General features: G+C 42.9%; 16 protein-coding genes and 2 pseudogenes. 10 read left to right on the top strand and 8 right to left on the bottom strand.

Features of this window, described 5'->3' with window-relative positions:
• Window positions 1-590: 590 nt before the first annotated feature.
• Window positions 591-1,604: an IS110 family RNA-guided transposase gene (locus ACYP03_RS16385; protein WP_459781061.1), complete on the bottom strand. Its 1,014-nt coding sequence runs from the start codon at window positions 1,602-1,604 to the stop codon at window positions 591-593.
• A 105-nt stretch (window positions 1,605-1,709) separates the two neighbouring features.
• On the opposite strand from ACYP03_RS16385, the gene ACYP03_RS16380 reads away from it, so the two are divergent.
• Complete coding sequence (locus ACYP03_RS16380; protein WP_459781059.1) at window positions 1,710-2,225, top strand: DUF6985 domain-containing protein; 516 nt, start codon at window positions 1,710-1,712, stop codon at window positions 2,223-2,225.
• A 116-nt stretch (window positions 2,226-2,341) separates the two neighbouring features.
• Window positions 2,342-2,992 carry a GIN domain-containing protein gene (locus ACYP03_RS16375; protein ID WP_459781057.1) on the top strand — a complete coding sequence of 217 codons (651 nt, stop codon included), beginning with the start codon at window positions 2,342-2,344 and terminating at the stop codon, window positions 2,990-2,992.
• Window positions 2,993-4,142: 1,150 nt separating this feature from the next.
• Here ACYP03_RS16375 and ACYP03_RS16370 read toward each other — a convergent pair.
• Complete coding sequence (locus tag ACYP03_RS16370; protein WP_459781080.1) at window positions 4,143-4,283, bottom strand: transposase; 141 nt, start codon at window positions 4,281-4,283, stop codon at window positions 4,143-4,145.
• 752 nt (window positions 4,284-5,035) lie between these two features.
• On the opposite strand from ACYP03_RS16370, the gene ACYP03_RS16365 reads away from it, so the two are divergent.
• The 8 genes and pseudogenes from ACYP03_RS16365 (at window position 5,036) to ACYP03_RS16330 (ending at window position 9,997) form a co-directional block, all read left to right on the top strand.
• A complete protein-coding gene (locus ACYP03_RS16365; RefSeq protein WP_459781056.1) occupies window positions 5,036-5,596 on the top strand; it encodes a hypothetical protein in 561 nt (186 codons plus the stop codon).
• 391 nt (window positions 5,597-5,987) lie between these two features.
• Window positions 5,988-6,245, top strand: a complete 258-nt coding sequence (locus tag ACYP03_RS16360; RefSeq protein WP_459781054.1) for a hypothetical protein — start codon at window positions 5,988-5,990, stop codon at window positions 6,243-6,245.
• Between the two features lie 149 nt (window positions 6,246-6,394).
• Window positions 6,395-6,746: pseudogene (locus ACYP03_RS16355) on the top strand (VOC family protein).
• A 156-nt stretch (window positions 6,747-6,902) separates the two neighbouring features.
• Entirely contained in the window at window positions 6,903-7,349 is a 447-nt protein-coding gene (locus ACYP03_RS16350; RefSeq protein ID WP_459781052.1) for a hypothetical protein, read from the top strand.
• Window positions 7,350-7,482: 133 nt separating this feature from the next.
• Complete coding sequence (locus ACYP03_RS16345; protein ID WP_459781050.1) at window positions 7,483-7,980, top strand: hypothetical protein; 498 nt, start codon at window positions 7,483-7,485, stop codon at window positions 7,978-7,980.
• 153 nt (window positions 7,981-8,133) lie between these two features.
• Window positions 8,134-8,592 (top strand): SRPBCC family protein, encoded by a 459-nt coding sequence (locus tag ACYP03_RS16340; RefSeq protein WP_330960256.1) that lies wholly within the window; start codon window positions 8,134-8,136, stop codon window positions 8,590-8,592.
• Window positions 8,593-8,651: 59 nt separating this feature from the next.
• Window positions 8,652-9,401 (top strand): alpha/beta hydrolase, encoded by a 750-nt coding sequence (locus tag ACYP03_RS16335; RefSeq protein ID WP_459781048.1) that lies wholly within the window; start codon window positions 8,652-8,654, stop codon window positions 9,399-9,401.
• A 131-nt stretch (window positions 9,402-9,532) separates the two neighbouring features.
• A complete protein-coding gene (locus ACYP03_RS16330) occupies window positions 9,533-9,997 on the top strand; it encodes a hypothetical protein (protein ID WP_459781046.1) in 465 nt (154 codons plus the stop codon).
• Window positions 9,998-10,090: 93 nt separating this feature from the next.
• Here the strand turns inward: ACYP03_RS16330 and ACYP03_RS16325 are convergent, their stop codons facing one another.
• The 6 genes and pseudogenes from ACYP03_RS16325 to ACYP03_RS16300 form a co-directional block, all read right to left on the bottom strand.
• Window positions 10,091-10,642: an NADPH-dependent FMN reductase gene (locus tag ACYP03_RS16325; RefSeq protein WP_248142029.1), complete on the bottom strand. Its 552-nt coding sequence runs from the start codon at window positions 10,640-10,642 to the stop codon at window positions 10,091-10,093.
• Between the two features lie 448 nt (window positions 10,643-11,090).
• Complete coding sequence (locus ACYP03_RS16320) at window positions 11,091-11,351, bottom strand: hypothetical protein (RefSeq protein ID WP_459781044.1); 261 nt, start codon at window positions 11,349-11,351, stop codon at window positions 11,091-11,093.
• A gap of 110 nt (window positions 11,352-11,461) precedes the next feature.
• Window positions 11,462-12,079, bottom strand: a complete 618-nt coding sequence (locus ACYP03_RS16315) for an FMN-binding negative transcriptional regulator (RefSeq protein WP_459781043.1) — start codon at window positions 12,077-12,079, stop codon at window positions 11,462-11,464.
• 187 nt (window positions 12,080-12,266) lie between these two features.
• A pseudogene (locus ACYP03_RS16310) lies at window positions 12,267-12,788 on the bottom strand (GNAT family N-acetyltransferase).
• Between the two features lie 136 nt (window positions 12,789-12,924).
• Window positions 12,925-13,236: a hypothetical protein gene (locus ACYP03_RS16305; protein WP_459781042.1), complete on the bottom strand. Its 312-nt coding sequence runs from the start codon at window positions 13,234-13,236 to the stop codon at window positions 12,925-12,927.
• A gap of 45 nt (window positions 13,237-13,281) precedes the next feature.
• Entirely contained in the window at window positions 13,282-13,626 is a 345-nt protein-coding gene (locus tag ACYP03_RS16300) for a hypothetical protein (RefSeq protein WP_248142034.1), read from the bottom strand.
• Window positions 13,627-13,815 lie beyond the last annotated feature (189 nt).

The following is a 13,815-nucleotide window of genomic DNA, read 5'->3' as shown; positions in this document are numbered from 1 at the left end:
CAAGTAAATGATGGGTTGTCGCCAGTTAATGCTGAAAATCGGCTTAAATCTGTGTCCGGAATTTGTTGACCACTACATACAGCTATTGCAGGTATTAGAAATAGTGCTGCACATGGCAAGCACGATGAGTTTTCTCGTGACGATGTAAGAGTAATGATATCTGATATCGAAAGATTTCTACTAACGTACTTGTTGGAATAATTGCCTAACAAAGCATTTAAGAGTGATTCCCAACGCTTGGCATTTTTCATTCCATCGTTGGGTTTTGTGTTTACGGTGGTATGGGTACGTGTTGGTGGTAGCGTTGCTCACACCTTAATGTGGCTACATGGACTCCCCCGGTTGTCAACAACAGTGTCAGGTAATACAAGGTTTGGGACTGCCGCTCTACATTCGGTCTGTTAACTGGCTTTCATGCCATGACCCTGATGACACTGCGCGGTTGCGGTTCCTCATTCGTTAGAAGGCATCAAACGTGCCCGCCGCATTATCAGGTTTTCCCGCAAAAGGTCTGAACCTTATATCATCATTGGCTGTTGCAATGACCCGGTGAAGCAAGTGACTCCGCTGTACAAAAATATGCTCAATTTTTATATCGGTTGATACTCAGTCTCGTTTCTCAATAACGACCAGATGATTCGGTCGTTCTTGGCTGCGAGCGCGACAATCGCCCGTTTGAACCCTCGGCGCTCGACCAGACTTTTGCACCATAAGCTCAGCCGGTCAGTTTTATCGCCGAGAGCGGCAATCACAGCGCGTGCACCATGAACAAGAAGAGTTCGCAAATACCGATCGCCTTTTTTGGTGATTCGGCCAAGCCTCGGTTTACCGCCGGTTGAATATTGACTGGGAACCAGCCCAAGCCAGGCAGCAAAATCACGACCTTTATCGAGCTGCTCGCCTTTACCGATACTGGCGATAACCGCAGTGGCTGTGATTGGTCCAATGCCAGCAACTTTCATGATTTTCTTTGCCTGATGGCTACGGAAAACCAGCATATCGAAGCATTGTTCTTGGTCTGCAATCCGTTGATTCAGAATGAGCAAATGCCCGAAACAGTCTGAGATGAGCGCTCTGGCGAGATCCGGGAGTTGATTGTCGCCATCTTCAAGCGCTTCCGGAATAGCGGTTTGTAAGGCGTGGCGTCCCTTGGGTGCGATGATGCCAAACTCGGCCAGCATGGCACGGATCTGATTGAGTAATGCCGTTCGCTCATGCACCCAATGATCACGCGCCCGGTGCAGTAGTAAAATCGCTTGCTGCTCAGCCGACTTAATCCGGACGAAGCGCGTTGAAGGACGGGTGACAGCAACACAAATTGCCACGGCGTCATTGAGATCATTTTTGGCACCCGTTCTGAAAGGCGCCACATATTTTGATGCCATGATCTTTGGCGTATGGCCGAGTTTTGCTAACTCTCGGGCCCAATAATGAGAAGCACCGCAGGCTTCCATCCCGATGATGGCCGGTGGAATATTGGCAAAAGTTTCAAGGACTTTAGACCGCGATATTGTTTTGTGGATCAATACCTTGCCTTGATGATCCTCACCGTGGATACTGAAGCTATGTTTGGCTAAATCAATGCCATAGATAGATGGTGACATGGTGGCCTCCGGCGATTACTGAGTCAGACTTTCCAAGTGTGGCAAAGTCTGAGTAGGGGGAGTCCATGTCATTCGTTAGGGTTCTCTCAACAATCGAGGTTACAAATGGAAAGCAAAGTAATCGGAAAATTAAAGGTTCATGCTGAAATTGATGAATGGTATGAAAGTGAAACGATTTCAATCCCTTTACTTGGTGGGCACAAGCTATCATTCACTATCGAAGATATCGACGAAGATGAGAGCCCAGATGAGTTTGAGGAAGCAATATCGAATTTTATGGGCCTTGACGAATCATTAAAGTCTGAGATTGAACCCTACGTATATAAAAACTATCTTGATTTCAAGGAAGCCGTTGGTGATGAGTACTGTCCTCCCAACATACTCAATCCAGCAGGTGTGTGGCAGTATGTCTACCCGAGTTACGTTAGTGTTTCGCGCAGGCCTTATGGCAACAAGGAAGTATACGTTTTACTGCTTGCTGAATGTGAATGGGAGCCTGAGCATGGATTACAAATAGTATTTCACAAAGGTAAAACTCTTAACCGGGTAAGTGATCAAGATGGTCACCTGACACACTCAGACGCATATGCCTTACCTGAGGAACAGGATCGCATATGCTAAACCCTAACAAGTCATTTAAACGGACGCAAAAACGCTGGCTTTGTTCTTCCGTCGCTAAGTATAGCCAGCAATTTTGCGCCGCTTAATGAAGCGTTATATTTTTTAGGGAAAAATCGATGAATATAAAAAGGATAAGTTTTTTATCTGTATGTTTGATAAGTAGTTCTTTCACATTTGCTACTGAAAACACAATAGAAACCACAGTTCCCGCATGTGATTACACGAGGCTAACCATTAACGTGCCTTCGACAGTCAAACTGATTGCAAGTGGTGATTCGTCTGGTACTGTGAAAGGTGCCACTAAAGAACTGAACGCTTTGAAATACACCTGCTTTAACGGCAAGTTTGAAATTAGCACTAAAGATGCTGTCATAATCAAAGAAGGCTTAATCTTTGAGTTAACCAATGGTTCAGTGTCTAGTCTAACCTTAAATGGCGCGCAAACGGTCGACATTACAAATTTGGCAGCTAAAAGTTTTACTCTTGTAGTAAATGGAGCTGGTACATCAAATTTGTTTGGCAGAGTTGACGATTTCAGTGTTTCCTTAAATGGTGCTGCTAATGTGGAAGCTACATCACTAGAGTCTCAAATAGGCAAAATCCAAGTTAATGGTTCAGGCTCGGTTCGACTCAATGTTTCTTCCGAGTTAACTGGAAAATTAAATGGTTCCGGTCGTATTGAGTATTTAGGGACTCCACAAACTATTGATACAAAAATAAATGGCAGTGGCTCGATATCAACAATACTGGTGTCACCAAAAATATAACAAGGCGTTCAAGTGGGATTCATGCCGCGTGGCATTTTTGGTATGCGGTGGTTTTTGGTGGTGAAGGTGCTCAGCGGAAAGTTGCTTTATGCGGCATTCACCCCTTAACGCGGCTACATGGACTCCCCCGGTTGTCAACAACAGCGTCAGGTTCTATAAGGTTTGGGACTGCCGCTCTACATTCGGTCTGTTGATTGGCATTGATGCCATGACCCTGATGACACTGCGCGGTTGCGGTTCCTCATTCGTTAGAAGGCATCAAAGGTGCCCGCCGCATTATCAGGTTTTCCCGCAAAAGGTCTGAACCTTATATCATCATTGGCTGTTGCAATTGGTTTAAACCCACCTCACTTAAAGGTAACTTTGAAGCAGGAAAAACGTACTACGCTGAATGGAGAGGCGATTTGACTACATTTTTGCCAATCCCTAATGGAGCTTTTACAAGCGTTATTGGAAGCGCAGGTGCTGCGCTAGTCGAGTACAAAGAAAGGCCGCGTTACCTATTTTGCAGAATTTATACGACTCTCAATAGACATTAGTCCAACATAGCATTTTAGAGAGATACCCAACATTTGGCATTTTCAGTTCAAGGTTGGGTTTCGTGTAACGATGAACAGGAGTGGGTCAGATAAAGTTGCTCACTCCTTAATGCGGCCACATGAACCCCTTCGATTGTTAACAACTATGTCGGGCCATATAAGGTTTGGGACTGCCGCTTAACGTTGGTCTGTTGACTTGCCTTTATGGCGTTGATCTGAAGACAATACGTTGTTGCAGTTCCTCATTCTTTATCTGGCATCAAACGTGCCCTCCGTATTATAGAGTGTCCGCAAATGATTTGAGCCTCCCATCATTATTGGCTTTCGCAATGAACCGTAAATCAAGTAACTTCGCTGAACAAAAATGTGCCTGGTTTATATATTGGTTATTACTTCGTATCGTTTCTCAGTAACGGCCAGATGATTCGGACGTTCTTTGTCACGAGAGTTACAATTGCGCGTTTGGATTCTCGTCTCACGACTCAACTGCTGTACCATACACTGAGTCGGTCAGTTTTATCATCGAGGCTGGCGAACAGAGAGCGTGCACTATGTACTATGAGTATTCGCAAATATTGGTCTTCATTTTTGGCTATTCGCCCGAGCCCAAGCTAACCGTTGGTTGAATACTGGCTGGGGATCAGTCCAAGCCAGGCAGAAAATTCACGGTTATTGCCGAATTGCACTTTCTTGCCGATGCTGATGATAACTGTGGTGGCTGTGATTGGTCCAATACAAGTAACTTTTGTTATTTTCTAGGTCAGATAGCTTTGAACCCAGCATAACGCAGCATTGTTCTTGATCTGCAACAAAATGATTTATAATGATAAAACCCTCGAGTCAATCAGAGTGAACGTTCTGGCTAGCTCTGGGTGTAGGTAGCCACCATCTTCGAGCGCTTCTGAAATTAGCGGCTTGTATTAAGTGGTGTCCCTTGGGGCGATGATGTCAGACTCACCAGCATGACACAGAGCTGATTCATCAATGCCGTCCGTTCTTGGTACCAATGCTCACGGTTACGAAGCAAAATTATCTTTGCTTGTTGGTCGACCGATTTGATTCGAACGAATCGTGTTGGAATACGAGTGACAGCGGTGCAAATTACCAATACGTTATTGAGATTTTTTTTGGCACCAGCTCTGAAAGGTGCTAAATCTTTTGATGCTGTGATCTTGGATGTCTGTACGAGTTTTCTCTGCTCTCTGGTCCAATAATGAGAAGCCTTACAGGCTTGCATCCCAATGACTGAATGAGGGTTATTGGGAAATGTTGGCAGGCTTTTTTCGCATGATTCATTTGTGGATTAAGATATCATCTTAATGATCTTCGCCGCGGATACTGGAAGCTATATTTTTTAAATTAATTCCATAGACAGATATTGACATGGTGGCTTCTGGTGATTGCGGAATCAGACTAACCAAGTGTGGCAAAGCCTGAAGAGGGGAGTCTATGTTATTCGTTGGGCTCAAGAGCTAATTTAAGTAAATAAGAGGTATTGTTATAGATGGGACTTGGTGAACTGTTGGATAACGTTAGAGAACAATATGTTTCTAACTTTATTCATAAATTGGAAGAATTGAGCGATTCGCATAAAGTTATTGTCGAGCCAGCATACCGTAATTCAGAAGGACAAATCGTTACTGAAGGGCTGTTAGACGTTGGGGCTAGGGTTGATGTCGCTGTAGTCGGGGAAAGTATAGAAGCACTAAACTTTGACGTTGAAAGCATGTTGTCTTTTGAGGCATTTAGTTTCAAGTGGAATAATTCACTTATGGTTAATTTGTCACCTTTTCAGTGGGATTATGTGGCAGTAACGTTTTCTAACCATCTGGAAGACTTGGTTCCAGTAAAGCAGTGGTTTGATAAATGGTTTAAGGAAAATCCGATTGATGGAAGTGAGCTTTTTGATTGCGTTCACTATATCTCAGACCCTGAAATAAATAATGATGACAATACTACTACTACTACTCTGTATATTGACTTTGGCTCAGCAAGAACCAGTGCTTTTGAAGAATTTTTGGATGCAGTAAGTGAGATTGCCACAGAAATTTACATTGGTAGGTAGTCAATTGCGCATTACAAAGCATTTAAGAGTGATTCGCTATCGCTTGGCGATTTTGGTTTAAATTCAGTTTTCTTGTTTAAAGTAGTTTGTCGTGCCTAAGGGGTAAGCGTTGATCACACACCTTAATACAGTGTTATGCCGTAAGAGGTAGTTATGAATCCAACAGCAGTTCTCATTTATGTTCCTGACTTAAAGCTAGCGCTGGAGTTGTAACCTGTTAGCGGTCTCTCGATTGAGGAGATAATAATTAATCGAACTACCACACAGTTGCAGTTAAAGTCTGGGTCTCATCTGACCTGTTTGGAGTGCTTATTATACATACGAATCGTTTAAGTGGGATACCGGACTTGCCCCGTTTTGATGGGACACGCATCAGAAGCCGAGGAAGCAGATGTACAATGAAAAACAGTTCGAAGAATGGACTAACCAAGATTGCTATAATGCAATGCAAGATTTTGTGAACTTCTACATGAATGGTGACAAAAAAGAATTTTGGAATAATCTGTTACTTGACTATAAATTACAGGGAAAGTTTCCTCCAGGAAAAGGTTTTCTGCGTGACCTAGATGAGGCTATTCAAGAATCAAGAAGCCCTGAAATGCCAAAACGACTTCAGCTATACGAACGAATTTGTGCTTATTGTATTTAAAAATATTCATAATAAAGCATTGTAGGAATGATTTCCAACACTTAGCACTTTTGATTCAAGGTTGGTTTTTGTGTTTAAGGCGAAGTAGTTTAGGTTAGGTGGCAGTATTGATCACATCTTAATACAGCGTTATGTGGCAGGAGGTAGTTATGAATCCAACAGCAGTTCTCATTTATGTTCCTGACGTAAAACTAGCACTGGGGTGGTATCAAAAAGATTTTCCAGACGCTGCACCAATCTATCACTCAGAATTTGATTTTACAGTATTGGATTTAGATGGTTTTTTCATTGAAATAGTGCAAGCGGACAAAAAGGTTGGTTTCGGTATAAAGGGACTGTTGTTTATTGGTCGGTAAAAATTCACCTAAGTCACTGGCTTATTTTGAATCTCTTGGTGCAAAACTCTACAGAGGTTCAATGGAAATAGAAAATGGGCTTTCAATGTGCCAAGTAGAAAATCCATTTGGTAACTTAATTGGATTAAGAGGCAAATCCACATAACAAAGCGTTTAAGAGGGACTCTTAGTGCCGGGCGGTTTTGTGTTATATTTGGTTTAAGTGTCTGTAGCACAATGATTTCATTTCCACGGCATAGCGTTGTCGCCGTGAAAGCAGCGTTGGAACAGAAGTTAATTTGAAATAGATTCAGGAAACAAAATGAAAAAATATGTATTTGCTTTAACTTTGCTGACAGGGCTTGTTGGCACTTATCCTGTATCAGCAAGTCAACCATCTCATGATTTGGGGTATTGTATGAATGACAACATGACTGGTGAAGAGAGGAAGATGCTTGCAAAGTGGATATTTTTTTCCATGTCAGAGTACCCGGAAATTAAGCCTTACGCAAATGTCATTGAATTAGATAAAGAGAACGCCAATAAGTATGCAGCTGAACTAATAACCAGGCTTTTGACAAAGGATTGCGTAAATGAAGCAAAAATTGCGATTCAGCACGAAGGGAAGCTTGCTATACAAGGTGCATTCCAATTGGTTGGAAGTGCTGCTGTTGAAGAATTGTCAACGAATAGCGACGTGATTCGAACCATGTCTGGTTTTGGAAAATATCTAGATCAAACTAAATTCGATTCAATTTTATCTGAGTAAATTTCAAGTGAATTCAGTAAACCTCACAAGATATTTAAGGTGGCCCTGGATTATTCATTTTCGTTTGAAGTTCGGTGTGTTTTTGAGGTATAGTGTGGCGTTTGATTGCAGATATTAGGTTCAAGGGATAGGCATGTTCAATAAATCACAAAAACGTGAAACCTATCGAGTGCTTGGGTTAGCTGCAATGTGCTCTGGTGGTAGCGAATATAAGGTGTCTTGGGCTATTTACCTATTGGAGCAAGGTTTCGAAACAGAACATCTTGCTATATTGGCCTCTCTTTTAAAGCCAGTAAATGAATTTGAAGCTGAAGCTTATTTTAATACTGTTCTTAATGAACTCGGTATTGTACGGCCAAATGAGGAAGCTGCTTTAGAGGGGTACGCGAAGGTCTTAGCACAGGCTGTCGTTGATGGTGCCTTAGCTCCAGAAGACGGCGTCTCTCAAATTTATGCGGTAAATGTTCAGTTGGATTATCCGGGAACACTTTCTGAATATACGTCACTTGAAGATAAATGGTATTGCGAACGTATTCACGGTTGGTCAGCGCAACATAGAAGAAGTGAAATAATTAATGCGTGTAAAGAAACGATTGACGTGTTGAATTACCCAGAACTCTTTAAAGACTAATAAAGCGTTTAAAAATGATTCCAAATGTTTGGCATTTTGAATAAGAGTTGGCTTTAATGTTTACTGCACAATGGATTCGGTTGGAAGGTTGCGTTGTTCACACTGAAACGCAGTGTTAGACCCCCTCACAAACATTTATCATGGAGCCATACTATGAATAACTACCAAAACAGCATACTTCTCTCTGTACCTGTCTCTCATGTTTACGAAGCCTTGACCACGCAGCGCGGCATATCTGAATGGTGGACTCCTTCTTGCGAGGTAGGCACTACCGTCGGAGAACTGATAACGATAAGGTTTGGTGAAACGTTCAAAGTGATGCGTATTGAGTCCCTGCGACCTCAATCGGAGGTTTGTTGGAGTGTTATAGACGCGCAATTAGTTGTTCCCGGTTTGACACGAACGGACGAGTGGATAGGGACAACAATCGTATTCCAACTTTCAAGTCCATCCGAATCCACTACGCGTTTGGATTTAGAGCATCTCGGTCTGACCCCACAAATTGAGTGCTTCGAAGTTTGCAGTCAAGGCTGGACTCACTTTCTGGCAAGTCTTAAAAATTACCTGGAGACAGGTAAGGGGATGCCTTATACCGAGCCTGCGGCTGAATAAGTTGCCGATTAGCTCAGTGTGAGGCTTCTTTGATTACATTCTTAAAATCAGGATATTGTATGAAGCGTTTTTTGGGCGTATCTCTTTTGATCTTGCCTCTTGTGGTAAACGCAAAAACCACGGTTGTTTTGGATTCGTCTCGGGAGCGTTCCATTCCAGTTGAAATTGAGTTTCCTAAAAATACTGACAACTGTACTCCCTTAAATCGATGCAATGTTGCTTTTATCAGTGCTGGAAATCGCGTTCCGTTTACAAAGTATAAATTCGTCTCTGAGACATTGAATCGTTTGGGGTATATGACGGTTGCAGTAGATCATGAACTTTCAACTGATCCGCCATTATCGAGAACGGGTGATTTGTATCAGACTCGTATCGAGAACTGGGAGCGAGGGGCAGACACATTGGACTTCCTCCAGCGTGAGCTGGGTATGCGTTTTCCGTCTTTTGACTTCAACAAGCTCACCTTGGTTGGGCATTCGAATGGAGGCGATATCTCGACATGGTTAAGCAATGGAAATAAAAAATATATTTATCAACTAATTACATTAGACCATATGAGAGTCACTTTACCGAAAACGGACAAGATGAAAGTTCTTTCGGTGAGAGCGTCAGAATATCCAACGAAGTCAGGTGTCTTGCCGACAGAAGCAGAACAACAGACGTATGGCAGCTGTATTGTTGAGATTCCAGCGTCGAAGCATATGGATCTAACCGACTATGGTTTGAGTGCGGTTCAACAAAAAACGATTAATATCATTTTTGGCTTTGTGAAAGGGTTAACTTGCGCTGACTTGAGAACAGAAGTCTGACAGACTGTTCAAGAGGCGTCACAACGCGGGGTCTTTGACTGTGCGTTGGTTGAAATGTCTAAGATGGTTTTTGGAGGCTTGGCTACTGTGTCGCTTTCCATTTAACAAGTGTGATGTGTCGTTAGGATGATATGCAAAAATTTTTATTTTTAGGCGGGCTTTTATTTATGCCTTTGGTGCAAGCGAAGTCTATTGAAGGTTGCTATCTGACAAGTGAGAAAATAACCAGTTTTGTCTCTGAAGAAACAGAAATGAAGTCAACGTATTTAAAGATTTCAAAGGCCGCTGATGACTTTTGGGTGGAAGGGGTCATTTGGGGGGCAAACTTTCATGTTTGCTATCTAGGCTCTCCTATTGAAGGTAGTGAAGGGCCACTACAAATGAGACGAGTCGATAACAAGCTTGTCTATAGTCAACATGAGGTTGAATATGGTATCAGCTGCGATCTTGAAATATCATTTCATAACAATAGCCTAACTATAAGCGACTCAAACGACCATTGTGCACGGCACGTATTTTACTGTGGTGCGCGTGTTGGTTTAGATCACGTGGAACTGCCAAAAGTCGTACAGAACTGTCCGGATACCGACAAATAACAAACAACTATAGCGACCGTAGCCAAAAACATGAAGGCGACACCGATGAACGCTGCTCATTGTTCGTGATGTCGCCCTGCTGAGGAAGGCAATTTAGATGACGTTGTGATGTTGTTTTTTCAGATGAATCGCCCCACAAAAGACCTCAAGACCGGCTTTTAGTTGGCTGGTAATTTCCTCGTTTTCCATCACACCATCGGCATCGAGTTCGGTGCCTAATAAAGGGACTGAAACGCTCGCTTTTTCAATCACATCACCCGACATGGTGGCAAGCACTTCCTTTAACGCTTGCTGTGCATGTTGTGCCCGGGGTGATGTATTCACCAGCATGATTGGCTTATAGGGAAAGGACACGCCGCTGACCAGCCAATCGAGCGCGTTTTTCATCGGGCCGCTGATGCCATGCGCATATTCAGGACTTGCGATAATCAGGCCATCCGCAACACTCAAAGCTTTGTTCAGCGCTTCTAAGGCCGGGATGTGTTCATCTTCACGATCCGGGTTAAACAGCGGCAACTCGCTGATAGAACCTATCATGATGTCAACATGACTTGGTGCCAGCCGTTGGAGTGCTGTGATTGCCGTGGTGTTATATGAGGTTTTCCGCAAACTTCCGGACAAAGCCAGTATTTTGATGTTTTCCATGGTGTACGACACTTCCTGTTGAAAGATTTGTTCAGCTCAGAAATTGCAGTTTATTGCACCGCTAAGCTGTCCAAATTTGTTAGTACAATGGTTTCGGGTTGAAAGTGAGTACTTTCTTGTAAATATGTGGCTTTATCACGTTTGATCAGAAGAAATCCGGGAATTGAGACAATTTCAATGAACGGAATAAGCATCTGAGGACCCAGTCTGTCTGGGTTCGCCTTCACCATGAAATAATACTGCTGATTTGGCTCAACAATGAGCTCATAAGTCATTTTTTTGCGTGGTTGAATCCGCTTTGACAGATATCGTATGTTTTCCCGGACTGATTGGCACCTCTGCATAATGGCTTGTACCCAGTTTTAAGATACTCTGATCATCGACATAGAAAATCGCGTTCATGCCCGCAGCATTCAGCTCTTCAACCCGATATAAGTGTATCGTTCCATCATTTTCTGAGATTTGATGGCGATATTGTGTAATCCCTGTACATCCGAACATCATCAGACTCATCAGGAACAAGCATAGTTTTTTCATTTTTATTTCTCTTTATGTTGTTAATCTGCTCAGGAAGAAGAATGCCTTCCTGCGATGTATTTCTTTGTTGATACTGTGTATTCATTTTGACCTCAAGAGGGGCGGCCCAGCCTTCGTTCTGGGAAGGGACAAGATACACTTGAAAATCACTGTCTTCCTCAAATGAATACATCCGCTCGTCGGTGTTGTCGAGCAGTTCTGAGCTGAATATCAGGTACTCGCCAGCCCGGTGAACAATGCCTCAGTCTGGTTTCTGAATATGGAGATGTTCAGAATGAAACATTACGAATTACCAAGCCCAACGTTTCCTTTTTCCATATAGCTGGCTAAAGCATTTGCTTCAGGTTTTTTGCTTTCACTCAGCGCCAGGTAAACACCTTGCTGATCTTCTTTTTTCCGGTGCTGGCCCAGTTTCTCTTTCGCCTGAATGTCATCAATCACAATTTTAAAGCCAACAATTGCCTGTCTCAGTTTGTTTTGAAATTCATCAGGTATGATGTCTCTGTTTGCATCTAACTCAGGCTCATGTCTGGCGATCATCACCTGCAGTAGTTGCTCCGTTTGAGCATCATCTAATAACTGAATCGTGCCATAACAATGCACCGCAGCGTAATTCCATGTAGGGACCGCGGGGGTATGATGATACCAGGTTGGGGAAATATAAGCATGAGGTCCGCTGAATACGATCAGCACCCGTTCGTTTTCCAGTGTTTTCCAGTGATCATTCGCTTTCGCAAAATGACCATACAGAACGCCCATTTCCGCCTCTTTGTCCTCAAATACAAAAGGAAGGTGTGTTGCATCCAAGTTTGATGATACGAGCAAACCGAAGTTGTGCTCTGAGATAAATGCTGAGACAGCAGTTTTGTCATGCATGAGCATGTTTTTGGGAATATACATCGGACTCCTTTCCTGCGATATCCAATAAAGAACCATGAGCAAATGGCTTTGATACAATGCTGAAGGTTTTGCATCAGACAGATATTTTGCTGTCCTGAGCATAGCTTTTATACAGTGAGATTGCAGCTACTGTCAGTGATATTCGGCAGACCAGTATAGAGAATGCTGTATCGATGTTGATTGTGGCTCAAAACATATATCCCAGCCAGTCAATATGGCCGGATGGCCATTCCAGACCGCTGACAGGCTGTATTAAGAGTTCATTCAGGGGCTCAAAACCGATCTCGTAGTTTTGATGTTCATGGAGTCTGAGCCAGCTGTGATGTGCGGTGACCTGCTGAAAGCCATGCCGGCAGTAAAAATGGGTGTGTTCAGACATCAGCATCAGGAAATCCACATCTCTGGTTTTTGCTTACGCAGACAAGGTCGCTAACATGGATGAACCGATGCCTTGTCCACGGGCATGTTCACTGACGCAGAAGTCAATGACGCCCAGTATTTTCAAGACAGCATCGCCAACCCGGATGACACGATAATCCAGTCCCATGTGCCCGATGAGTTGTTCACCAGAATAAGTAAGCATCCGGGAATGTGGCAGTTGTTTGAAGTAGGAACGATTAACCTGATGATCCTGAAATGCAGCGTTTCTGAGCAATTGAATCGCTGCATGAGTTTCAGGAGTGATTTCTATTTCTGCAATAATTTTCAACGAATTGTCCTATGTCTTATCTGACGCCGGGTTCCGTGAAGGGCAAAAGACTTTTGGTGTGATGCATGCTGAATGGAGAACCAAATCGTTTTATGATCATCGATTTGGCTCTCCTGAGTATTGAAAGACATTAAATTTAATTATATGTCCGTACGATGAACGCTGAATCTTTGTAGTTTGTGGCGTTGCAATTGTAGTTATCGGCAGGATAAGCAATCATCACATTCTTCCCGGCCATTTGCGCGGAAAGCAGTGCGGAATATCTTTCTTTGGTGCCCACATCGGTCAGTACACCTAAACGTCGCCAGATACCACTTTGCTGATAAAGGACGATACTTCCTTCAATCTGAATATTTTGGATTGGAGCGGCAGGGCAGTCAGTTCTGGCCATCACACTCTGGCTGAATAACACACTAGTAAGCAGAGAAATTATGGGGATTATTTTCATAAATAAATCCTTCAAAAAAATTGAATTATTGATTTTTCTTGGATGTTATGACTTTGGGAAAGCGAAAATACCTTTGATGGAGCATTTCCACCAGCCGGTATTTTCTGTTTGCTCAAACCTTAAGTTTCCCTGAAAGTTTTTGGTTGCCATCATCGTGAGGAGCAGAGAATATAACTCTTTATAGTTCGGATTTTGTTTGGATAGTCTTGCGCCTTTATCCTGATTGCATCCAGGCAGTGAGCCCGGCTGAAATTCGATGTATAAACCGTCGCCAGCATCATGATAAAACCCTGTCGGATATAGTGTTGCTATACGTGGCCCTGTTTCAATTTCAGCACTGGCGTTGACTGAAAAAAGAAATAGGAGTGATGCAAGAAGTGAGCGTTTCATTTTCGCCTCTGTGAATTAATGTGACTAAATGATAAAAATTGGAGTGAATAACACTAAAAAATAACCGACATATTATGTGTCATCGTTTTTTATATGGCGAGAAAATTATATTTGTTTTTGATTATCACTCGTACGAACAATGTGCAAGTTAGTTTAATTTCAGTGCGCAACGAGTGCTGCAGAGTCAAT

The organism is Photobacterium sp. R1, from assembly GCF_054600795.1.
Note: the sequence above shows the minus strand (reverse complement) of the source record. Positions and strands in the feature narration are given on the sequence as shown.

What these genes read in the sequence shown, in the direction of transcription:
- ACYP03_RS16345 (WP_459781050.1), top strand. Translation starts at nt 7,483, where the DNA reads ATGTTCAATAAATCACAAAAACGTGAAACCTATCGAGTGCTTGGGTTA.
- ACYP03_RS16305 (WP_459781042.1), bottom strand. Translation starts at nt 13,236, where the DNA reads ATGAAAATAATCCCCATAATTTCTCTGCTTACTAGTGTGTTATTCAGC.
- ACYP03_RS16375 (WP_459781057.1), top strand. Translation starts at nt 2,342, where the DNA reads ATGAATATAAAAAGGATAAGTTTTTTATCTGTATGTTTGATAAGTAGT.
- ACYP03_RS16380 (WP_459781059.1), top strand. Translation starts at nt 1,710, where the DNA reads ATGGAAAGCAAAGTAATCGGAAAATTAAAGGTTCATGCTGAAATTGAT.
- ACYP03_RS16335 (WP_459781048.1), top strand. Translation starts at nt 8,652, where the DNA reads ATGAAGCGTTTTTTGGGCGTATCTCTTTTGATCTTGCCTCTTGTGGTA.
- ACYP03_RS16315 (WP_459781043.1), bottom strand. Translation starts at nt 12,079, where the DNA reads ATGTATATTCCCAAAAACATGCTCATGCATGACAAAACTGCTGTCTCA.
- ACYP03_RS16300 (WP_248142034.1), bottom strand. Translation starts at nt 13,626, where the DNA reads ATGAAACGCTCACTTCTTGCATCACTCCTATTTCTTTTTTCAGTCAAC.
- ACYP03_RS16320 (WP_459781044.1), bottom strand. Translation starts at nt 11,351, where the DNA reads ATGTATTCATTTGAGGAAGACAGTGATTTTCAAGTGTATCTTGTCCCT.
- ACYP03_RS16350 (WP_459781052.1), top strand. Translation starts at nt 6,903, where the DNA reads ATGAAAAAATATGTATTTGCTTTAACTTTGCTGACAGGGCTTGTTGGC.
- ACYP03_RS16365 (WP_459781056.1), top strand. Translation starts at nt 5,036, where the DNA reads ATGGGACTTGGTGAACTGTTGGATAACGTTAGAGAACAATATGTTTCT.
- ACYP03_RS16325 (WP_248142029.1), bottom strand. Translation starts at nt 10,642, where the DNA reads ATGGAAAACATCAAAATACTGGCTTTGTCCGGAAGTTTGCGGAAAACC.
- ACYP03_RS16340 (WP_330960256.1), top strand. Translation starts at nt 8,134, where the DNA reads ATGAATAACTACCAAAACAGCATACTTCTCTCTGTACCTGTCTCTCAT.
- ACYP03_RS16360 (WP_459781054.1), top strand. Translation starts at nt 5,988, where the DNA reads ATGTACAATGAAAAACAGTTCGAAGAATGGACTAACCAAGATTGCTAT.
- ACYP03_RS16385 (WP_459781061.1), bottom strand. Translation starts at nt 1,604, where the DNA reads ATGTCACCATCTATCTATGGCATTGATTTAGCCAAACATAGCTTCAGT.
- ACYP03_RS16330 (WP_459781046.1), top strand. Translation starts at nt 9,533, where the DNA reads ATGCAAAAATTTTTATTTTTAGGCGGGCTTTTATTTATGCCTTTGGTG.